Genomic DNA, 20,583 nt, shown 5'->3' with positions numbered 1-20,583 from the left:
GTGACACCGTCGCCGCCATCGGCTAGATGCGCGGCCTGATCGTTCCGACCGCGCTCAAGCAGCGAGCCGCCGCGCGGCGAGCGTTAGCGCACACCAAGAGACCCAATCCATGGCCGGCCATTCGAAATACAAGAACATCATGCACCGCAAGGGCCGCGCCGATGCGCAGCGGTCCAAGCTGTTCTCGAAACTGTCGCGCGACATCACGGTCGCGGCCAAGCTGGGCATGCCCGACGTCAACATGAACCCGCGGCTGCGTCTGGCGGTTAACAACGCCAAGGCCGAAAGCCTGCCGCGGGACGTGATCCAGCGCGCGATCAACAAGGCCGCGGGCGGCGACGTCGATATGATGGAAGAGGTCCGCTACGAGGGTCGGGGCCCCGGCGGGGTCGGGATCATCGTCGAGGCGCTGACCGACAACCGCAATCGCGCCGCCTCCAACATCGGCGCGGCGTTCAAGAAGAACGGCGGGGCGCTGAGCGAGATGAACTCGGTCGCCTTCATGTGGAACCGCGTCGGCCGCATCATCTATCCGGCCGAGGCCGGCAGCGAGGACGCCGTCATGGAAGCCGCCATCGAGGCGGGTGCCCAGGATGTCGAGAGCGATCTGGTCAAGCCGGACATCTATGAGGACGCGCCGGGCCACACCATCTGGACGACGTTCGAGGACCTCAATGAGGTGGCCGAGGCCCTGTCGAAGATCCTCGGCGACGCCAAGTCCACGGCCCTGGTCTGGCGTCCGCAGAACGAGGTCGCGGTCACCGGTGAGGCGGTCGGCACCCTGATGAAGCTGCTCGATGCACTGGACGCCGAGGACGACGTCCAGAACGTCTATTCGAACGAGGACATCTCGGACGAAGACCTGGCGAAATACGCGGGCTGAATGGGGCCGTGGGACCCAGCGCCACCCGCGCCTGAGGCGCCGCAGCCGGAGCCGAAGCGGCGGGCTTCCCGGGCAGGCCGGGCGCTGCTGATTGTGGCGCTGATCGTCATCGCGGTGTTTCTGGCCCTGTATTTTGTCGGGGCGACCTTCACCCTGAAGGAAGTCACCTACGACGATCGCTCTGTCGATCTGGAGATCATCGAGCCGCTTCCGCCGCCCGTCGCGCAGCCTGCGGTTCCGACGCCGCCAAAGTCGTCCGTCGGGCCGAACGGCGAGGTCGTGAGACACCCGGCATGGGTGAAGACGCCTGTGCCGGTCTTCCCCGTTCTGGCCATGCGCCGTGGCGTCGAGCAGGGCGATGTGGTGCTTCGGTGCGAGACCCTCGCGACAGGGCAATTCGGGGCGTGCGAGGCTCTGAGCGAAACCCCGCCCGGCGCCGGGTTCGCCGAGGCGGCGATCGCGGCGACCCGACAGGCACGCGTCAGGCCCTACAGTATCGACGGGTTCGCAACGGACAGTGACGTCACCTTCACCGTCCGTTTCCGCCCGCCACAGGAACCGTGACGCTGCGCCGGGGTTAGCCAACGACTTCCAACCGCGGACCGACCCCGATTGACATCACCCAGCTTATTCTCGATGACCATGCGGAGCAGCGGCGGCTGTTCGCCATCCTCGAGCAGATTGATCCGAAGGATACGGACGCCCTGACCAAGGTCTGGGGTCGGCTGTCGGCCTTCCTCGATGTGCATGCCGAGGCCGAGGAGCGGTTCTTCTATCCGGAGCTGATGAAGGTCGGCGAGGCGGCCAATGACGCCGAGGGAAACGACGCCGGGCCGGAGACGATCGACGCCATCGAGGATCACAACAAGCTGCGTGACGCCGTGGCGGCCGTGGGCAAGCACAAGGTCGGGACGAAGGCCTGGGTCGAGGCCGTCGGCAAGGCCAACGTCGTCAACTCAAAACATATGGGCGAGGAAGAACGGCAGGGACTGACGGACTTCCGGCTGAACGCATCGCTTGAGAGCCGCCATGACCTTGCGGTGAAATTCGCCGCCTTCGAGGCCGAGCACATCACGGGCGTGAAGCCGGTAAACAAGGACCCCGAGGCCTATGTCGAGAAGCACGGCTGAGGCAACGCCTCACGGCTGGCCCGTATAGGCCTTCACAAGATCGTACAGGAAGTCCCGACCTTCGTAGAGCGAGCGGACGCGGATCCGCTCGTTCAGACCGTGGGTCCCGCCACCGTCGGGGTCGTAGAACATGCCGGTCACCCCATAGGTCGGAATACCGGCGGCGTTGGTGAAGCGGCCATCGGTGGCGCCCGTCGCCATGGCGGGGATCATCGGCACACCCGGCCAATGCCTGGCCGCCGCCGCAATGATAGGATCGACAATGGCTGGCGTCAGGGGCGGGGGCGTCGACACCGGATCGGGTTCGCCGATCAGGGTCACCGCAATGCCGGGATCAGCGATCATCCGCTCCAGATCGGCCTTGACCTCGGCCGCCGTATGTCCGGGCAGGATGCGGCAATTGATGTTGGCACGGGCGCGCTGCGGCAGGGCGTTGGGCGCATGGCCTGCGTTGACCATGGTCGGGGTGCAGGTCGTCCGCAGCATGGCATTGAAGCCGGGATCGGCGGCGGACAGCCGTCCGGCGGCGGCGGCATCCGGCCGTTCAGCGGCGACGGCGAGCATGTCGGCGGCGAGGCCGGGCGTGACTTCCGCCATGGCGACCAGATAGGCCCGGACCGTGGAATTGACCTCGAGCGGGAAGGGCTGGTCCCACAGACGCACAAGCCCGTTTGCGAGCCGGTCGATGGCGTTGTCCGGCAGGGGGCGCGATGAGTGGCCGCCCGGATTGGTGATCTCCAGCTGGAAGTCCTGATAGACTTTTTCGCCGGCCTGGACTTCGAGGGCGATACGGTTGCCTTCGTCATCGAGCCGGCTGCGCGCGCCCTCATTCAGGGCAAAGCCCGCGCTGAGCGCATCGGGATGGGTCGCCAGCAGCCATTCGACGCCGTTCCAGACGTCCGGGGATTCCTCGCCGCAGGTCAGGGCGATCTTGATGTCCTGCCGCGGGATGAACCCCTCGGCCTTGAGGCGGATCAGGGTGTCGACCCAGACGGCGGCCTGGGCTTTGTCGTCGACCGCGCCGCGCGCGTAGAAATAGCCGCCCTCCTCGATCAGGGTGAAGGGATCACGGTCCCAGTCGGCGCGGTTCGCCTCGACGACGTCGATGTGGGCCAGAAGCAGCAGGGCCGGCGCGGCAGGGTCCGAGCCGCGCAGAACGGCGGCGAGATTGCCGTCCTTCGGGCGCTCGGGCGTGGCCAGCACGCGCACGTCGGCGGCCGGATAGCCGGCGGCGAGCAGGCGGGCACCCATCCGCTCCGCAGCGAGGGTGCAGCTGCCTTGCGACAGGGTGGTGTTGGTTTCGACCAGCTCCTCATAGAGGGCGCGGAAGGCGAGCTGGTCCGGGCGCGGCGCGACCGTCTGGGCCTGGGCGCGGAATGCGCCGAAGTCGATGGAGAGCGCCGCGACCACGAACAGTGCGATCGCCACGCGAACCCGTCGCGTCATTGCCACGACGACCGCTCCACCTGAACCCGACATCGCCGCCTCCTCCTGATCCGGCCTGGACGCTAGCGCGGAACGGGCGACGGCGGAACAGCAGGCCCGCACGACCGTTGCCGTGGGAGGGACCGGCCTTCGCATCCTGGCCCGTGTCCCGCGACTCCCGCTTTCACCGTCACATTCCAGACCTGCTGATCAAGGACCCCCATGCAAGGCTTCGTCGACAACATCGAGACCCTGACCACCGAGAACACCGACTTCCGGCGCGTCCTCTACACCGGCCAATATCTGCAGCTGGTGCTGATGGCCCTGCAGCCGGGTGACGAGATCGGCGAGGAGGTCCACGAGGACCGCGACCAGTTCTTCCGCATCGAATCCGGTTCGGGCGAGGTCCTGATCGACGGCAAGCGGACCCCGATCAAGGACGATGACGCCATCATCGTACCCGCCGGCGCCCGGCACAATGTGATCAACACCGGCGACGCGCCGCTGAGCCTCTACTCCCTCTACGGCCCGCCCGAGCACCGCGACGGCGTGGTCCGCGCCACCAAGGCCGAGGCGGACGCGAAGGAAGAGCATTTCGACGGGACCACGACGGAATAGGCCGGTCATTGTTCGTCAACCTCGTTTGAGGCATGAATGGAACGAATGACGAACGGAACGACTCGAATCCTGGGACTGGACCCCGGTCTGCGCCGCACCGGCTGGGGCGTGGTGGCGGCCGAAGGGGCGCGCCTGCGCTGGATCGCGCATGGGGTCATCGCACCGCCCGAGGCCGCGCCGTTCAGTGAGCGGCTGCTGTTCCTGCTGGAGGCCGTCGGTCAGGTCTGCGTCAATCAGGGATGTGACGAGGCCGCGATCGAGGAGGTGTTCGTCAATATGAACCCGGTTTCGACGCTGAAGCTGGGCCATGCCCGGGCGGCCGTGATGCTGGCACCGGCCCGGCACGGGCTGAGCGTGGCGGAGTATTCGCCGAACCTGATCAAGAAGGCGGTGGTCGGCGCGGGCCATGCCGACAAGACCCAGATCGCCTTCATGGTGAAGCGGCTTCTGCCGGCCGCAGGGGATGTGAAGGCGGACGCCGCCGATGCCCTGGCCGTGGCGATCACCCACGCACAGATGCGCAAGCGGGCGCTTCTGACGACGTTGCGAGGCGCCGCATGATCGGTCGTCTCAGAGGCGTGCTGGCCGAGGTCGAGGCGGACCACTGCCTGATCGACTGCGCCGGCGTGGGCTATGTGGTGGCCTGCGGGGCGCGGACGCTGGGCCGGCTGCCGGCGCCGGGCGACGAGGCGACCCTGCATATCGAGTCGAATTGGAACGCCGAGAGCGGGCCGCGGCTGTACGGCTTCCTGACCCGCGACGAGCGCCGGGCCTTCACGACGCTGACCGCCATCCAGGGCGTAGGGCCCAAGGCGGCCCTGTCGGTGCTGGACGTCCTGCCGCCCGGCGAGCTGGCGGCGGCGGTGGCGCGCGAGGACAAGGCGGCGGTGGCGCGGGCCAATGGCGTCGGGCCGAAGCTGGCCCTGCGCATCGTCACCGAACTCAAGGGCAAGCCGCTGGGGGATGCGTCGTTCACGCCGAGCGCGCCCGGCGTCCATGCCGAGGTCGCGCCGCCGGCGCCCAGCGTCACGGGCGAGGCCGTGTCGGCCCTGCTGGGGCTGGGCGTGGCCGAGGTCAACGCCCGCCGCGCGGTCGATCAGGCGCTGATCCGGCTGGGCGATGAGGCGGATCTGTCGGCGGTCATCCGCGCGGCCCTGCAGGAGCTGGGGCGGTGAGCGAGGACCGGATCATCTCGGGGGACCCCGCGCCGGGCGAAGGCCACGACCGCGCCCTGCGGCCGCAGACCCTGTCGGAGTTCGTCGGCCAGGAGCAGGCCAAGGGCAATCTCAAGGTCTTCATCGACGCGGCGCGGGGGCGCGGCGAGTCGCTGGACCATGTCCTGCTGTTCGGCCCGCCGGGGCTGGGCAAGACAACGCTGGCGCAGATCGTGGCGCGGGAGCTCGGCGTGGGGTTCCGGGCCACCTCGGGGCCGATTCTCGCCAAGGCCGGCGATCTGGCGGCCATACTGACCAATCTCGAACCGCGCGACGTGCTGTTCATCGACGAGATCCACCGCCTGGCGCCGACGGTCGAGGAGATCCTCTATCCCGCCATGGAGGACCATGTACTGGACCTGATCATCGGCGAGGGCCCGTCGGCGCGGTCGGTGCGGATCGATCTGGCGCCCTTCACCCTCGTCGGGGCGACGACGCGGGCGGGGCTGCTGGCCACGCCGCTGCGGGACCGGTTCGGCATTCCGCTGCGGCTGGAGTTCTACACGCCCGAGGAGCTGGTCCGGGTGATCACCGGGGCGGCCCGCAAGCTGGGTGTCGGCATCAATGACGAGGGCGCGCGCGAGATCGCCAGCCGCTCGCGGGGCACGCCGCGCGTGGCCGGTCGGCTGCTGCGCCGGGTGCGCGACTTCGCCGAGGCAGAAGGGTCGCCGGTGATCGACCGGCTGGCGGCGGCGCGGGCGCTGGCGCGGCTGGAGGTGGACGAGGCGGGGCTGGACAGCCTCGACCGCCGCTTCCTGAAGGCCCTGATCGAAAACTACGGCGGCGGGCCGGTCGGAATGGATACGCTGGCGGCGGCCATCGCCGAGGCGCGCGATGCCGTCGAGGATGTGATCGAACCCTATCTGCTGCAGCAGGGCTTCATCCAGCGCACCCCAAGGGGACGGATGGCCTGTGCACGCGCCTACGCCCACCTCGGCCTTGCCGAGCCGCCGAAGCCGGCGGGGGCGGGGCAGACCGCCCTGTTCGAATAGCTAGGGCGCGGTCGGGGTCAGGCGGAAATTCAGCGCCTGGATGGTGACGGGCGTCGTCGGGGCCAGCAGCAGTCGGCCATCGATCACGCCCTTGTCGCAGGTCCAGCGGAAGGTCCCGGACAGGGCGCCCGTGGGGGTGATCGGGGCGTCGGTCGCGCAGGCACCGGCGTCGGTCTTGAGCACGTCCAGCACGGTCCGCCAGTTGTCGACGGACCGGTCCATCAGGAAATTCATCGCCAGCCGGTCCTGCGCGATAGCGACGTCTCCGGCGGCCCAGATGCGGCCGAGGTCGACATAGCGTTCGGCGAGGATGTCGCTGGTCTCCAGCGGCCGGACGGGGGCCCGGCCGGCGCGGACGAGGGTGGAAGCGGCCTCGAGCAGCGGAGCCGAGGGGCCGGCGTAGGTGCGGTTGGCGAAGGCGAACAGGCCCGTCCGCCGGTCCGGCATCAGGATCATGTAGGAGCCGTAGCCGGGATAACCGCCGCCGTGGGCCAGGACCTGTCCAAGCTCGCAGTCGGCCGACACCCTCAGCCCCATGCCGTAGGCGACGGCGACCGGGCAGGGCGAACCGTCGGGCAGGGTGCGCACACTGGCGGAGACGAAGTTCGAGCCGGTCGCCATCTCGCGCACGGTCGAGCGGCGGACGGGGCCGGTCTCCGGGTCGTCGCGGGCGGGCCAGGCGGACAGGAGGAAGGTGATCCATTTCGCATAGTCGGGGGCGTTGGTCTGGACCCCGCCCATGGAGCCGAAGACGCCGTGCCGCATGTCGGGCTCGCGCGACCAGGCGTCGTTCTCCCAGCGATAGCCGAGGGCGCGCTGGTCCTGCGGCGAAGCGAAGACGTCATAGCCGCTGGAGGTCATGCCCAGCGGCCGCATGATCTCGGCCTCGATGTACGCGTTGTAGGGCCGGCCCGAGACATTGGTGACGATCCGCCCCAGCAGGGCGTAGCCGAAATTGGAATATTCGAACGCCGTCTGCGGTGCGCGGGTGAAGGGCACGCCCTCGGTCAGCATGCGGGTGAACGCGGCCTCGGTCAGGACCTGCTGGCGGTCGCCCCAGGGATCATCGGTGACGAAGCCGCCCGTGTGGTTGAGCAGGTCGCGGATGCGGATGCGCGGGGAATCGGCGGTCTGGTAAGACCAGGCCCGCATCTCCGGCACATGGGTTTCGGCCAGGTCATCGAGCGACAGCAGGCCCTCGTCGCGCAGCTTGAGGATCGCCAGGGCGGTGAAGGCCTTGGACATGGAGGCGATGCGGAACAGGGTGTCCGGCTTCACCGCGGGGCCGTCGACGGTGCGGACGCCCGCCGTGCGCAGGTGGATGATCCGGCCGTCCTGCACCACGCCATAGACCAGTCCGGGCGCGTGGGCGTTGGCCTGCCAGCGGTCGAAGGCGGCGTCGATGACCGGGATGGCGTCCTCAAGCGTCGAGGGGGCCGGCGCGGCGGCGGGCGCCGGGGCGGGCGTCTGCGCCTGCAGGGGGATCGCGGTCGCCAGTGAGGCGGTCAGGGCCAAGGCCAGAGCGTTGCGTCGCATCACCCCTCCGTTCGAACCGCCAAGGCCTAGCATCCGCCGCATGACGCTCCAATCCATGGGCGGGCTTCACGTCCCGCCCGAACCCCGGCATGGTCGGGGGTCAGGAGGCTGCATGGCGCGACGGGCGATACGAATCGACAGGCTGATCGCGGTGCTGGGCGTGGCGGTGGTCGTGCTTGGCGCGCTGGCGCTGTGGTTCTTCACCCAGGGCTCGGGCGGCGGCTTCACCGAGGAGCCCGCCTCGCGTCGCGTGCTGCGGCAGGCGCGCGAACAGCTGGGACGGACGGCGGAGGTCCAGCTGATCGAGCCGGGGCGGGGCCGGGTGGTCTGCGGCTATATCGCGGCCGAACGCGGCGGACGGGCCGTGGGCTTCATCTCCCGTCCCAAGCGGATGCTGCTGAGCCAGGATCCGTTGAACGGCGAGTTCCGCGCCATGATCGCCGCCGACTGTCCGGGCTTCCCGGAACCGCCGGCCGTGCGGGCTGTCCCGTGACGACGCCCGATACACCCACAGCCGGCCGGTTCGAGGGCCGCGAGCATCGCCTGCCGGTCCGGGTCTATTACGAGGACACCGACTTCACCGGTCTGGTCTATCACGCCAACTATGTCCGCTATTTCGAGCGCGGCCGGTCCGACTGCCTGCGGCTGATGGGGATCGGCCACGCCGAGCTTCTGGACGGCGACCAGCCCATGGCCTTCGTGGTCTCGAAGATGGGGCTGCATTTCCTCAAGCCGGCCCGGATCGACGACCAGCTGGTGGTGCGCACCCACTATGACGCCGTGAAGGGGCCGCGCCTGCTGATCTCCCAGGCCATCAGCCGCGGAGACGACGTCCTGTGCCGGGCCGAGGTCGAGGTGGTCTGCATCCACATGGACGGGCGGCCCCGCCGGCCGGGCCGCGCCCTGGTCGACAAGGTCGGACCGTGGCTGGCGCGCGAAGCTTGACCATTTCGCCCGCCTGTCACGTGCAGACAGGTGACGTCGCGGCCACACCTCGCTAGACCCGGCTCAAACCGCCACACAACCGCCACGCCCGTCCGGTGCACAGTGGACGGCCAGACGGAAGGACGCCTGAATGACCACCGCCGCCCACGCCTCGATGATCAACCCGGTCTCCCTGTTCATGGAGGCCGACATTGTCGTGCAGGCGATCATGATCGGCCTGGCGATCGCCTCGCTGTGGTCCTGGGCCGTGATCATCGACAAGGCCATGCGGTTCAGCGCCCTGAACAGCCAGGCCAATACCTTCGAGGACGCCGTCGGCTCGGGCCGGTCGCTGGAGGACATCGCAACCCAGGCCGGACCCAATCCGGTGCATCCCCTGCCGCGCATGCTGGTCATCGCCCTGGCCGACTGGCGCGAGGCGCGCACGCGCGGTCCGCTGACCGAGAACCAGGCCAATCTTGTGATGTCGCGCATCGACCGCGCCCTCGACAGCCTGATCGCCCGCGAGGGCCAGCGCGTCGAGAACGGTCTGGGCGTGCTGTCGGTGGTGGCGACCTCGTCGCCCTTCATCGGCCTGTTCGGCACGGTCTGGGGCATCATGAACGCCTTCGGCGCCATCGCCTCGTCGGGCAATACCAATCTGGCGACTGTGGCCCCGGCCATCTCCGAGGCCCTGTTCGCCACGGCCCTGGGTCTGGCGGCGGCCATCCCGGCCTATATCGCCTACAACAAATTCTCCATCGACGCGGGCAAGTTCACCGGCCGGCTGGAAAGCTTCGCCGATGACCTGCAGGCCGCCGTGGCGCGCCGTCTGGGCGGACCGTCCAGCGCCGCGCCGCAGCCGACCCGGGAGATCTGAGCATGGCCCTCGCAGGAGGCGGCGGCAGCGGACACGTCCGGGGCCGCAGACGGCCGCGCAAACGGCCGCTCAGTGAGATCAATGTCACGCCGCTGGTCGACGTGATGCTGGTGCTGCTGATCATCTTCATGATCTCCGCGCCGCTGCTGAACGTGGCCGTGCCGGTGGAACTGCCCAAGACGGATGCCAGCGCGGTCGACGCCTCGGATGATCCGGTGGTGATCTCGATCAAGCGCGACGGTGCCATCTATGTCGGCGAGGGTGAGGTCAGCTTCGATCGTCTGGTGCTGACCGTGGCGGAAGCCGCCGGTCCGGACGGCCGCGAGAAGGCCGTGTCCGTGCGCGGCGACGGCCGGGCACCCTACCAGGCCGTGGCCCGCGTCATGGCGCGCCTGTCCTCGGCCGGTTTCACCAAGCTGAACCTGATCACCGACACCGCCGGCGGCGCCCCGACGGACGTGGAGGGCTGACGGCTTGGAGCGGCCCGGGTCCTCGCTGCTGGCCTCCATCGCCGTCCACGCGGCGGTGGTTCTGGCCGTGGTCGGCTACGGCCTGCTGGGCTTCACGCGCGCGCCGCTGGACGTCGAAAGCGCCGTCCCCGTGTCCATCGTCTCCGAGACCGTGATCGAGGCCGCCGCGGCCGACAATCCCGACAATGAACTGATCACGGAAGACGCCGCCACCGCGCCGGTCGCCCCGACCCCGCCCGAGCCGGTCCCGCCGGAACCGTTGCCCGCCCCGCCGCGGCCAACTCCGGCACCAGCCCCGGTCAAAAAGGCGACGCCCCCGCGGCCGACGCCGCCGCGGCCCACGCCGCCTCGGCCGACGCCTCCCCGCCCGACGCCGCCGCCGCGTGAACCGACGCTCGACCTGGACTCCCTGGCGGGTCCTCCCCGTCCCGGCCCGCGTCCCGGGCCGCGCGCGCCGACGGGTCAAACCGGTGCCGGTGCGGCGCCCCGGGCGACGGGTCCGCAGATCACGGCGATCTTCAACCAGGTCTATCCGAACTGGATCCTGCCCTGCGACATCCCCGGGGCGGATGCCCTGCGCATCCAGATGGATGTGACCCTCGATGAGCGGGGACGGATCACGGCCGGCCCAACCCTGATCGGCGCCCGATCCGATCCGGTGTGGCGGGCTGCCGCTGACAGCGCGGTGCGGGCGATCCGCCAGACGGCACCCTTCGAGGTCCCGGCCGGCTTCCCCGGCGGCCCGTTCCGGCCCACCTTCGTCACCGAACGGGCCTGTCGGGGCCGTTAGAGCCCGGGTTCCGATCCTGACAATGCGTGACGGGGCCTGAAAGTCGCCCCATTCACGGCCATGCTGGTCATATGCGCACGCTCTGGCGATAAGGAGTGGCGTGGATAGAAACTTGCGGGAGCCCCTGATGCGTTTGAACCGACTTCTGGCCAGTGTCGCCGTTCTGGCGATGACGGTGAGCACGGCCACCGCCCAGACGCCCCCGGTTCCGCCGCAGTCGACCGACCCGGTCGAGGTCGAGATCGACCAGGGCGTGCTGCGGCCGATGCAGATCGCCGTGGTCAATTTCAACGGCCAGAACGGTGCCGATCTCAGCGGCGTGATCCGCGCGAACCTGCGCCGCTCCGGCTATTTCGAGCCGATGGACCCGGCGGGCTTCGTCGAGACCGGCCTGACCCTGGCCAATGCGCCCAACTTCCCGCAGTGGACCTCGATCGGGGCCCAGGCGGTGCTGTACGGCGCGGTGACGCCCCGGCCGGACGGCCGCAACGACTTCGGCTTCCGCCTGTACGACCCCTATCGCCAGTGCCAACTGGCCTCCTACCAGTTCACCGCCACGCCCGAGCAGTGGCGCCGCATCGGCCACAAGATCGCCGACCTGATCTATCAGCGGATGACCGGCGAGAGCGGCCTGTTCGACAGCCGCGTGGTCTTCGTCTCGGAAAGCGGCACCCAGCTGAACCGCCTGTCGCGCCTCGCCATCTCGGATCAGGACGGGTTCAACCCCGTCTACCTGACCCAGGGCGACGAGGTGATCATGTCGCCGCGCTTCTCGCTGAACGACCCCAATGAGATCACCTATGTCGCGCTCGGCCGCGACTACAGCCGCATCTATCTGTTCAACCTGACGACCGGCCGGCGCGAGAGCCTGGGCGAGTTCGATGGGCAGGTGCTGGCCCCGCGCTTCTCGAACGACGGGTCCAAGATGGCCTTCTCGATCATTCGCGGCGGCAATACCGACGTCTATGTGATGGACCTGTCGAGCCGCCAGCTGCGCCGCCTGACCAGCGACCCGGGCATCGACACCTCGCCCAGCTTCTCGCCGGACAACAGCCAGATCGTCTTCACCTCGGACCGGTCGGGCAGCGCCCGGCTCTACACCATGCGGGCCGACGGCACGGGTCAGCGCCCGATCTCGCGCGGCGGCGGCCTCTACACCGCCCCGAACTGGAGCCCGCGCGGCGACCTGATCGCCTTCACCAAACAGGGCGGCGGCCGGTTCTCGACCGGGGTCATGAACACCGACGGCTCGGGCGAGCGTATCCTGTCGTCCAGCTATTTCGAGGAAGGCCCGTCCTGGGCCCCGAACGGCCGCTACATCATGTTCGCCCGCCAGTCGCCGGGCGGGGACACCCGCCTGTGGACCGTGGACCTGTCGGGGCGCGTCGTGTCACAGGCCGGCTACTCGGGCCGGGGCACCGATCCGGCCTGGTCGCCCCTTCTCGATGAACAGCCCGCCAACCTCGGCGGCGGCGGCCCGGACGGCTGTCCCGCCTGATCACGAACGGAGCCATCCGGCTCAAACCCGCGTTATCGCGACTGGCGAAACCGCTGGCGCGTCAGTAGCAACCCTTTAAAGCCAAGCTGGAGGCACAGCCCTCCACTCAAGGAGACGACCCGATGATGAAGCCCTCCACCCTGGTCCGTCTGGCCGCCGTCGGCCTGGCCGTGACCGCGATCGCCGCCTGCACCCCGCGCACGCCGGCTGATACCGGCGCCGGCAACAGCGTCCCGCCCGCCGGAAACGACCAGTACGCCGGCAACGGTGCGGGCCCGGTTTCGGGCGGCGCGATCGGCGCGCCCGCGCCCGGTTCGGAGCAGGACTTTGTCGTCAACGTCGGCGACCGCGTCTATTTCGACCTCGACAGCTATTCGATCCGTTCGGAAGCCTATCCGCGCCTCGACGCCCAGGTGGCCTGGCTGCAGCGCTATCCGGGCGTGACCATCCGCATCGAGGGCAATGCCGACGAACGCGGCACCCGCGAATACAATCTGGCCCTCGGCGCCCGCCGCGCTGAATCGGTCCGCACCTATCTGGTCGAGCGCGGCGTCAACGCCGGCCGTATCGACACCATCAGCTACGGCAAGGAGCGCCCGATCGCTGCCGGCTCCAACGAGGAAGCCTGGGCCCGCAACCGCAATGGCCACACCGCCATCGTCTCGGGTGCCACGCGCTAGGCCCGACGCGGCGTATGAAACGGAAAGGGCGGCCGGGTCCCGGCCGCCCTTTCTTTTTGACCTGCGTTTCGCCGCATCGCACAATCGGATGCGCGGGACACGGGGACGGTCATGGACGTTATCGAAGCAGCAGGCGGCCTGGTCACGGGCGGCCTGATCGCCAAACTGCTGTCGCGGCGCGAGAACCGCCGCGCCGAATCGGCTGAGGAACACGCCGGAATCTGCAGTGACTGCGGCGCAGTCGCCACTGGCAAATACTGCTCCGAATGCGGCCAGCCCACCCATGTGCACCGGTCGCTCCTGCATCTCGGCGAGGAGATGCTGCACGGCGTGCTGCATTTCGACGCCCGCATCTGGCGGACCCTGCCGTTGCTGGCGATCAACCCCGGACGGCTGACCCGCGAGTGGGTCCAGGGCAAGCGCACCCGCTATGTCTCGCCGCTCGCGATGTTCCTGTTCAGCGTCTTTCTGATGTTCTTCGTCTTCAGCTTCAGCGGCGCGCTGGAGCCGAAGATGACCACGCCCCTGCCGGAACGGATCGCTGAAGCAAGAAGTGAACTGGAGGCCGCCCGCACCGAGTTGGGCCGGGCGGAAGCGGTCGCCGCGGCAAGTCCCGATTCCGAGGCCCTCGCCATCACTGCGGAGGCGGTTCGCACGCGGGTCGGGGTGCATGAGCGGCGGCTGGCGGCCCTGACCGGCACGGGGGAGGCCGGGGCCCGTCCCGACGGCCTCACGGCCGGCAGCTGGCAGGCCGAGATGTCCGATGCGGTCCAGGCCGACCGGGTTCAGGTCCGCGGCGACAGCAAATGGGTCGAGAAGGTCAAGCACAAGCTGAGAAATCCCGATCTCCTGCTCTACAAGATCCAGCAGACGGCCTACAAATTCAGCTTCCTGCTGATCCCGATTTCCATCCCGTTCGTCGCCCTGCTGTTCCTGTGGCGACGGGGGGTCACCCTGTATGATCACGGCGTCTTCGTGCTCTATTCGCTGACCGCCATGTCGGTTCTGATGATGATCCTCTCGATCCTGGGCGGGATCTGGAGCGGGTTCGGCCTGGTGGGCGTTCTGGCCGTCACCCTCGGCGTCCCCGCACACATGTTCGCCCAGTTGAAGGGGGCCTATCAGCTGTCGTGGTTCTCCGCCGCCTGGCGGACGATCCTGCTGCTGATGTTCTGCATCTTCGCCCTGACGCTGTTCCTGATCGGCATCATCATGCTCGGCCTGACGGGGTGACGCCTTGCGGAGGCCGCAAATCGGTGGGACGAAAACAACCATGCTGAAGTTTCCCGCCGCCCTCCGCTCGCGTAACGCCCTGATCTCGGTCCTGGGTGTCGTCCTGATTGCGGGCACGACCACGGTCGTGGCCCAGACCACGCCGCTTGAACCGGTGCAGTGGGACAAGCGCCGGCTGGACCAGCTGGACCGCAACGTCCGCCGCCTCGAGCGCGCCGTGACCCAGCGCAACGCCGCCGGCCAGCCCGTCATCATCGAACCCGATCCCGAGGTGATCGCCCTGCAGGGCCGCGTCGGCCTGATGGACCGCCGGCTCGCCGACATGGAGGCGACGGTCCAGCGCGTGAACGGTGACCTCGAACGCCTGACCTTCCAGCTGGACGAGGCCGGCCGCGACAACACTGCCCTGGCCACCCGCGTCCGCGACGCCGAGGGCCGTCTCCGCGCCATGGAGGCGGCGGCGGCGCGCGAGGCAGAGCTCAATTCGCCCATCCCCACCACCTCGCCGACCGGCGACGCCGCGCGCGACCTGACCGCCGCGGCGCGACTGGCCGCCACCGACCCGCAACGGGGCGACCGCGCCCTGCAGACCGTCATCCTCGCCTGGCCCGGCACGCCCCAGGCGCAGGAGGCCTCCAGCCGCCTCGGCGACCTGCGCGTCTCCGCCGGGGATCACGCGGGCGCGGTCTCCGCCTACGCCACGGCGCTGCAGGGCTGGCCGACGGCACCCTGGGCCGGCTCGACCACGCTGGAACTGGCCAACGCCCTGAACGCGACGGACCGGAAGACCCAGGCCTGCACCGCCCTGACCGAATTCACCCGCCGCTATGCCGAGGCCGCCAGCCCTGCCGTACGCACCCGGGCGACCGAGGCCCGCACCCGCATCGGCTGCCCCGCCGCCCCGGCCGCGCCGCCGGCCCGGAGAGGGGGCTGACGCCAGACCCCGCCGACTGGACCGGGCCCGCCCGGGCTGTCCTGTCCGCGCGGCTGGAAACCGGTATCGATCGCCCGATCGCCCTCGCCCTGTCCGGAGGCGGCGACTCCATCGCCCTGCTTCGGCTGGCCGCCGACTGGGCCCGCGAGAACGGCCGACGCCTGCTGGCCCTGACCGTCGACCACGGGCTGAACCCCGACAGCGCCGGCTGGACCGCCTTCGCCGAACGCGCCGCCCGCGAGGCCGGGGCGGACTGGCGCGGGTTGCACTGGACCGGGCCGAAGCCCGCCACCGGCCTGCCAGCCGCGGCCCGCATGGCCCGTCATCGCCTGATTGCGGACGCCGCGCGCGCGGCAGGGGCGCGGGTCATCCTGCTGGCCCACACCGCCGACGACATCGCTGAGGCGGAGGTGATGCGCGCCGAAGGCTCGACCCTCGGCCGGCTGCGCGACTGGTCGCCCTCGCCGGCCTGGCCCGAAGGGCGGGGCCTGATGCTGCTGCGGCCGATGCTGGGGGCGGGCCGGGGCGAGGTGCGCGACTGGCTGGTGGGGCAGGGGGCGGCGTGGATCGACGATCCGGGCAATGAGGACCTGAAATTTGCGCGGAGTCGCGCCCGTGCGTTCCTTCTCCCCTTGGGAGAAGGTGGCCCGGAGGGCCGGATGAGGGTCGGCCCGTCGAGCGGCGAAGCCGCCCTCGGACAGTCGCCCCTCACCCTTTCGCGCAAGGACGACGGCTGCGCCGCCGTGCGCTCAAGCCCTCTCCCATCGGGAGAGGGATCGCTGACGGTGAGCCGGGACGTCGACACCCAGACCCTCGCCGCCGTACTCGTCTGTGCTGGAGGCGGAGACCAGCTTCCCCGCGGAGACCGGCTCTCCGCCATCCAAGCCCGTCTGCAATCCGGCGGGGATTTCACCGCCACCCTGTCCGGTGCCCGGATCGAGGCCCGGGGCGACTCCGTCCTTGTGTCGCGTGAGGCCGGCGAGTTCGCCCGCCGGCCCCGCGTGCCGCTGCCGCTGCTCCCCGGCGTCGAGACGGTCTGGGACGGGCGCTGGGCGATCACGGTCGATTCGCCCGGCTGGTCGGTCATCCCCGCCGCGGGGCGTCTGGCGGCCCTGTCCGGGGCCGACCGGGTCGTCCTGAAGGCCCTGCCGCCCGCCGTGCGCGGGGCGATGCCTGTGCTGATCCGGAACGATGCGACTGCCCCGGTTCTTGCAGGGACGGCGGGCAAGGCGGTGTCGTTGGTCGGGGAGAGACTGGCGCTGGCGCTGGACCGAATGACGCACGAACGGGACCTTGGCGGCCTCCTCCATGGCGCATCGCCCCGGAACCACCTATTTTCCGGCTTACATCACTGACGACCGGGCGCTGCGGCGCACCCAGGGAACGAGACGAGAATGAACCTGCGCAATCTGGCCATCTGGGGCGTGATCATCCTGGGGGCCATGGCCTTCTATGTCGCCGCCAGCCGCCCCGGCGGCCTGACGGCTCCTCCCGGCGCCAAGGAGGCCGCTGCGGCGCGTCCCGTGGTGATGAGCTATTCCGACCTGCTGAAGGCCCGCGACGACGGCAATATCGTCAGCGTCGAGGTGCGCGGCGAGGCCGTGAAGGCGACCCTGCGCGACGGCAAGGTCGTGACGGTCACCACCCCTGTCCCCAACGCCGCCCTGATCGACAGCATCCAGGCCAAGGGTGCCGAGGTCGACGTCAAGACGACGCGTCAGTCGCTCTGGGTCAGCGCCCTGATCGGCCTGCTGCCCTTCGTCCTGATCATCGGCCTGTGGATCCTGATCATGCGCCAGATGCAGGGTGGGGCCCGCGGGGCCATGGGCTTCGGCAAGTCCAAGGCCAAGCTGCTGACCGAGCACAAGGGTCGCAAGACCTTTGACGACGTCGCCGGCGTGGACGAGGCCAAGGAAGAGCTGCAGGAGGTCGTCGACTTCCTCAAGGACCCGGGCAAATTCCAGCGTCTGGGCGGCAAGATCCCCAAGGGCGCCCTGCTGGTCGGCCCTCCCGGTACCGGCAAGACCCTGTTGGCGCGCGCCGTGGCCGGTGAAGCCGGCGTGCCCTTCTTCTCCATCTCGGGCTCGGACTTCGTCGAGATGTTCGTCGGTGTCGGCGCCAGCCGCGTGCGCGACATGTTCGAACAGGCCAAGAAGAACGCCCCCTGCATCATCTTCATCGATGAGATCGACGCCGTCGGCCGTCACCGCGGCGCCGGCCTGGGCGGCGGCAATGACGAACGCGAGCAGACGCTGAACCAGCTGCTGGTCGAGATGGACGGGTTCGAGGCCAATGAAGGCATCATTCTGATCGCCGCCACCAACCGTCCCGATGTGCTGGACCCGGCCCTGCTGCGTCCCGGCCGCTTCGACCGCCAGGTCGTGGTGCCCAATCCCGATGTGAACGGCCGCGAGAAGATTCTGCGCGTCCACATGAAGGACGTGCCACTGGCCTCGGACGTCATGGTCAAGACCATCGCCCGCGGTACGCCCGGCTTCTCCGGCGCTGACCTGGCCAACCTCGTGAACGAGGCGGCCCTGATGGCGGCCCGCAAGGACCGTCGCATGGTCACCCATCGCGACTTCGAGGACGCCAAGGACAAGGTCATGATGGGCGCCGAGCGCAAATCCATGGCCATGAACGAGGAAGAGCGCCGCCTGACCGCCTATCACGAGGGCGGCCACGCCATCGTGGCCATGAACGTCAAGATGGCCGATCCCGTGCACAAGGCGACCATCGTCCCGCGCGGCCAGGCCCTCGGCATGGTCATGCAGCTGCCGGAAGGCGACCGTTATTCCATGAAATACCAGCAGATGGTCGATCGTATCGCCATCATGGCCGGCGGCCGCGTGGCCGAGGAGCTGATCTTCGGCAAGGAGAACATCACCTCGGGCGCCTCGTCGGACATCCAGCAGGCGTCCAAGCTGGCGCGCCGCATGGTCACCCAGTGGGGCTTCTCCGACATCCTCGGCACCGTCGCCTATGGCGAGAACGAGCAGGAGGTCTTCCTCGGCCACTCGGTCGCACGCAGCCAGAACGTCTCCGAAGAGACGGCCCGGATCATCGACTCCGAGGTCAAGCGCATCGTCGGTGCCGGCTGGGATGAAGCCCGCCAGATCCTGACCGACAAGGCCGCCGATCTGGAGACCCTGGCCCAGGCCCTGCTCGAGTACGAGACCCTCTCGGGTCAGGAGATCAGGGATCTGCTGGAGAAGGGCATCGCCCCGAACCGCGACGAAAGCAACTTCCCCAACGCCGGCCCGTCGGTCTCCGTGCCGATCACCCCGGTATCGGACGGAGCCCAGGTCGAGGCCCAGACCGTCCACTGACCGGCTGAAAAGACAGGACCCGCCGTGGGCATCGCTCGCGGCGGGTTCTTTCAGGCGAACTTGTTTGCATTATAAACAAGTCTATGAGATATGGCTCTCCATCAAGAGGGGAGCTCTTCCATGTCTTCATCCGAATCCGAACCGTCCGGGCGCCTGCATGGCCTCGACGCCCTGCGCGGGATCGCCCTGCTGCTGGGCATCGTCCTGCACGCCTCCATGACCTATTTCCCGGTCCCGATCTGGATCGTGTCGGACACCGACAACTCGCCGGTCGCCAGCGTCATCTTCTTCGCCATCCACCTCTTCCGGATGACCACCTTCTTCCTGATCGCCGGCCTGTTCGCCCACATGATGCTCGAGCGGCGCGGCACCCTCGGCTTCGTCAGGGACCGCGCCATGCGCATCGCCGGACCGCTGGCGACCTTCTGGTTCCCGGTGCTCGCGGCGATCATCGCCGGGCTGATCTGGATGGCCGCGATCCGCAACGGCGGGTCCATTCCGACCGACGGACCGCCGCCGCCGCCGCTGACGATCGAGACCTTCCCCCTGACCCATCTGTGGTTCCTGTGGGTGCTGCTCATCCTCTATGTGGCCATGCTGGTCCTGCGCGCGCCCTTCGCCATGGCGGACCGCGATGGCGGCTGGGGCCGGTTCGTCGACCGCATCACCGGTGCCCTGATCGGGCCCTGGACCCCGGCCCTGATGGCCGCGCCGCTGGCGCTCGCCTTCTGGTTCGCGCCGAACTGGACGCCCTTCTTCGGCATTCCGACGCCGGACACGGGACTGGTTCCCAATGCGACCGCCCTGACCGCCTTCGGGACCGCCTTCGGCCTCGGCTTCCTGCTGGATCGCCGCCGCGACCTGCTGGTCCGCATCGAGCGCCTCTGGCTGGTGTTCACGGTCGTGGCGCTGGTCGCCGGGACGGCGGCCCTCGTCATGGTCGGCGGCCCGGTCCCGGAGCTTGCGCCGGTCACCGATCCGGAGCTGAAGGCTCCGCTGGCGGCGGTCATGGCCCTGGCCGTCTTCGCCTCGACCTTCGCGGTTCTGTCGCTGGCCCTGCGCTTCGCCTCCGGATACAGCGCCGTCCGCCGCTACCTCGCCGACTCCTCCTACTGGGTCTACATCGTCCATCTGCCGCTGGTCATGGGCGGTCAGATTCTGGTGGTGAACGAGACCTGGCCCTGGTTCGTGAAGTTCGGCGTGGTCATCGGCGGGACCATGGCGATCAGCCTGCTGACCTATGAGCTGCTGATCCGCCACACCTTCATGGGTGGCTGGCTGAACGGCCGCCGCATCCCCTGGCGCCGCCAGCGGGACGCGGAATTCTCGCCCGCCGAATAGCTTGCCATTACCCGCCGGCTCGTCCACCCCAAGGGCGAGCCGGCCCCGGAGAATCGTCATGCCCGCCAAGCCCCGCCTGCATTCCGCCGAGGACGACCTCGCCTTCATGCGCTCGATCGTCGAGGGCGGCGGGCGGCCGCCGATGACGCTGGCGATCTGCTACCTCGCGGGCGGGCTGCTGTACGGCTTGCAGTGCCTCTTCCACGTCGGCCAGGCGACCGGCCTGATCCGCTGGCCCGACCTCGCCAACCTGGTCTTCGTGGTCGGCATCAGCGCGACCTTCCTGTCGATCCTGACCTGGGCGATCCTGAAGGATCGCAAGGACGGCACCTCCAATCGCGGCCCGATGGCGACCCGCACGCTCAACGCCGCCTTCAGCGCCACCGGCATGGCCAACTGCGCCGTGATCATCGTCTTCGGCGTCGGTGCCTGGCGGGACCAGGACTTCGCTATCTGGCTCTATTACGCGGCCATCGTCTTCGCCCTCCAGGCGGCGGCCTGGTACATGGCCTGGACGCTGAAGCGGAAGGGCTGGATGCTGGCCACGGCGCTGGGCGGCTGGGCGACGGCGGTGGCGCTCGGCGTGCTGGTGCGCGAGCCCATGCTGTACCTCGGGGTCTGCACGGTCGCCCTGTTCCTGCTGTTCGCCCTGCCCGGCTGGATCCTGTTCCGCGACGCCCGTGCCGGATCGAAGGCGGCCTGAACC

General features: G+C 69.3%; 22 protein-coding genes. 20 read left to right on the top strand and 2 right to left on the bottom strand.

Features of this window, described 5'->3' with window-relative positions; translation table 11 throughout:
• The first annotated feature begins 109 nt into the window (after positions 1–109).
• From KB221_13925 to KB221_13915, 3 genes are all read left to right on the top strand, one after another.
• A complete protein-coding gene (locus KB221_13925) occupies positions 110–883 on the top strand; it encodes a YebC/PmpR family DNA-binding transcriptional regulator (protein WIY69157.1) in 774 nt (257 codons plus the stop codon).
• On the top strand, positions 884–1,447 hold the full coding sequence (locus KB221_13920) for an energy transducer TonB (protein ID WIY69156.1): 564 nt from the start codon (positions 884–886) through the stop codon (positions 1,445–1,447).
• A 104-nt stretch (positions 1,448–1,551) separates the two neighbouring features.
• Entirely contained in the window at positions 1,552–2,013 is a 462-nt protein-coding gene (locus tag KB221_13915) for a cation-binding protein (GenBank protein ID WIY70939.1), read from the top strand.
• A 9-nt stretch (positions 2,014–2,022) separates the two neighbouring features.
• On the opposite strand, the gene KB221_13910 is transcribed toward KB221_13915, so the two are convergent.
• Positions 2,023–3,459: a M20/M25/M40 family metallo-hydrolase gene (locus tag KB221_13910; protein WIY69155.1), complete on the bottom strand. Its 1,437-nt coding sequence runs from the start codon at positions 3,457–3,459 to the stop codon at positions 2,023–2,025.
• A gap of 201 nt (positions 3,460–3,660) precedes the next feature.
• Between KB221_13910 and KB221_13905 the strand changes: the two genes are divergently transcribed.
• Genes KB221_13905 through ruvB form a run of 4 tightly spaced genes read left to right on the top strand, consistent with a single transcriptional unit; the run spans position 3,661 to position 6,262 of the window.
• Positions 3,661–4,056 carry a cupin domain-containing protein gene (locus KB221_13905; protein ID WIY69154.1) on the top strand — a complete coding sequence of 132 codons (396 nt, stop codon included), beginning with the start codon at positions 3,661–3,663 and terminating at the stop codon, positions 4,054–4,056.
• Positions 4,057–4,101: 45 nt separating this feature from the next.
• Positions 4,102–4,617 carry a crossover junction endodeoxyribonuclease RuvC gene (gene ruvC / locus KB221_13900; protein WIY70938.1) on the top strand — a complete coding sequence of 172 codons (516 nt, stop codon included), beginning with the start codon at positions 4,102–4,104 and terminating at the stop codon, positions 4,615–4,617.
• Complete coding sequence (gene ruvA, locus KB221_13895; protein WIY69153.1) at positions 4,614–5,231, top strand: Holliday junction branch migration protein RuvA; 618 nt, start codon at positions 4,614–4,616, stop codon at positions 5,229–5,231. The genes ruvC and ruvA overlap by 4 nt, the downstream gene beginning before the upstream one ends.
• Positions 5,228–6,262, top strand: coding sequence for a Holliday junction branch migration DNA helicase RuvB (gene ruvB, locus KB221_13890; protein ID WIY69152.1), 1,035 nt, complete (start codon positions 5,228–5,230; stop codon positions 6,260–6,262). Before ruvA ends, ruvB begins: the two co-directional genes overlap by 4 nt.
• Here ruvB and KB221_13885 read toward each other — a convergent pair whose 3' ends face one another.
• Positions 6,263–7,798: a serine hydrolase domain-containing protein gene (locus tag KB221_13885; protein WIY69151.1), complete on the bottom strand. Its 1,536-nt coding sequence runs from the start codon at positions 7,796–7,798 to the stop codon at positions 6,263–6,265.
• Positions 7,799–7,910: 112 nt separating this feature from the next.
• On the opposite strand from KB221_13885, the gene KB221_13880 reads away from it, so the two are divergent.
• The 13 genes from KB221_13880 to KB221_13820 all read left to right on the top strand — a co-directional run bounded on the left by KB221_13880 (position 7,911) and on the right by KB221_13820 (position 20,580).
• Complete coding sequence (locus KB221_13880; protein WIY69150.1) at positions 7,911–8,291, top strand: hypothetical protein; 381 nt, start codon at positions 7,911–7,913, stop codon at positions 8,289–8,291.
• A complete protein-coding gene (gene ybgC / locus KB221_13875; GenBank protein WIY69149.1) occupies positions 8,288–8,743 on the top strand; it encodes a tol-pal system-associated acyl-CoA thioesterase in 456 nt (151 codons plus the stop codon). The genes KB221_13880 and ybgC overlap by 4 nt, the downstream gene beginning before the upstream one ends.
• Positions 8,744–8,873: 130 nt before the next feature.
• Positions 8,874–9,602, top strand: a complete 729-nt coding sequence (gene tolQ / locus KB221_13870; protein WIY69148.1) for a protein TolQ — start codon at positions 8,874–8,876, stop codon at positions 9,600–9,602.
• Positions 9,603–9,604: 2 nt separating this feature from the next.
• Positions 9,605–10,072 (top strand): ExbD/TolR family protein, encoded by a 468-nt coding sequence (locus KB221_13865; GenBank protein WIY69147.1) that lies wholly within the window; start codon positions 9,605–9,607, stop codon positions 10,070–10,072.
• A gap of 4 nt (positions 10,073–10,076) precedes the next feature.
• A complete protein-coding gene (locus tag KB221_13860; protein ID WIY69146.1) occupies positions 10,077–10,862 on the top strand; it encodes a hypothetical protein in 786 nt (261 codons plus the stop codon).
• A gap of 127 nt (positions 10,863–10,989) precedes the next feature.
• Positions 10,990–12,360, top strand: a complete 1,371-nt coding sequence (tolB, locus tag KB221_13855; protein ID WIY69145.1) for a Tol-Pal system beta propeller repeat protein TolB — start codon at positions 10,990–10,992, stop codon at positions 12,358–12,360.
• Positions 12,361–12,485: 125 nt separating this feature from the next.
• Positions 12,486–13,040 carry a peptidoglycan-associated lipoprotein Pal gene (gene pal / locus KB221_13850; protein WIY70937.1) on the top strand — a complete coding sequence of 185 codons (555 nt, stop codon included), beginning with the start codon at positions 12,486–12,488 and terminating at the stop codon, positions 13,038–13,040.
• A gap of 111 nt (positions 13,041–13,151) precedes the next feature.
• Positions 13,152–14,273 carry a DUF3667 domain-containing protein gene (locus KB221_13845; protein ID WIY69144.1) on the top strand — a complete coding sequence of 374 codons (1,122 nt, stop codon included), beginning with the start codon at positions 13,152–13,154 and terminating at the stop codon, positions 14,271–14,273.
• Positions 14,274–14,313: 40 nt separating this feature from the next.
• On the top strand, positions 14,314–15,207 hold the full coding sequence (locus tag KB221_13840) for a tol-pal system protein (GenBank protein ID WIY69143.1): 894 nt from the start codon (positions 14,314–14,316) through the stop codon (positions 15,205–15,207).
• Positions 15,208–15,332: 125 nt separating this feature from the next.
• Complete coding sequence (locus KB221_13835; protein ID WIY70936.1) at positions 15,333–16,562, top strand: ATP-binding protein; 1,230 nt, start codon at positions 15,333–15,335, stop codon at positions 16,560–16,562.
• Positions 16,563–16,601: 39 nt separating this feature from the next.
• The gene (ftsH, locus tag KB221_13830) at positions 16,602–18,536 is read left to right on the top strand and encodes an ATP-dependent zinc metalloprotease FtsH (protein WIY69142.1); all 1,935 of its coding nucleotides are present in this window, start codon (positions 16,602–16,604) and stop codon (positions 18,534–18,536) included.
• 120 nt (positions 18,537–18,656) lie between these two features.
• Positions 18,657–19,877: an acyltransferase family protein gene (locus tag KB221_13825; GenBank protein WIY69141.1), complete on the top strand. Its 1,221-nt coding sequence runs from the start codon at positions 18,657–18,659 to the stop codon at positions 19,875–19,877.
• Between the two features lie 58 nt (positions 19,878–19,935).
• Entirely contained in the window at positions 19,936–20,580 is a 645-nt protein-coding gene (locus KB221_13820; protein WIY69140.1) for a hypothetical protein, read from the top strand.
• Positions 20,581–20,583 lie beyond the last annotated feature (3 nt).

This window comes from Aquidulcibacter paucihalophilus (assembly GCA_030285985.1).
Classification (GTDB): Bacteria; Pseudomonadota; Alphaproteobacteria; order Caulobacterales; family Caulobacteraceae; genus Brevundimonas.
The sequence above is the reverse complement of the archived record's forward strand: the minus strand, read 5'-3'. Positions and strand labels throughout refer to the sequence as shown.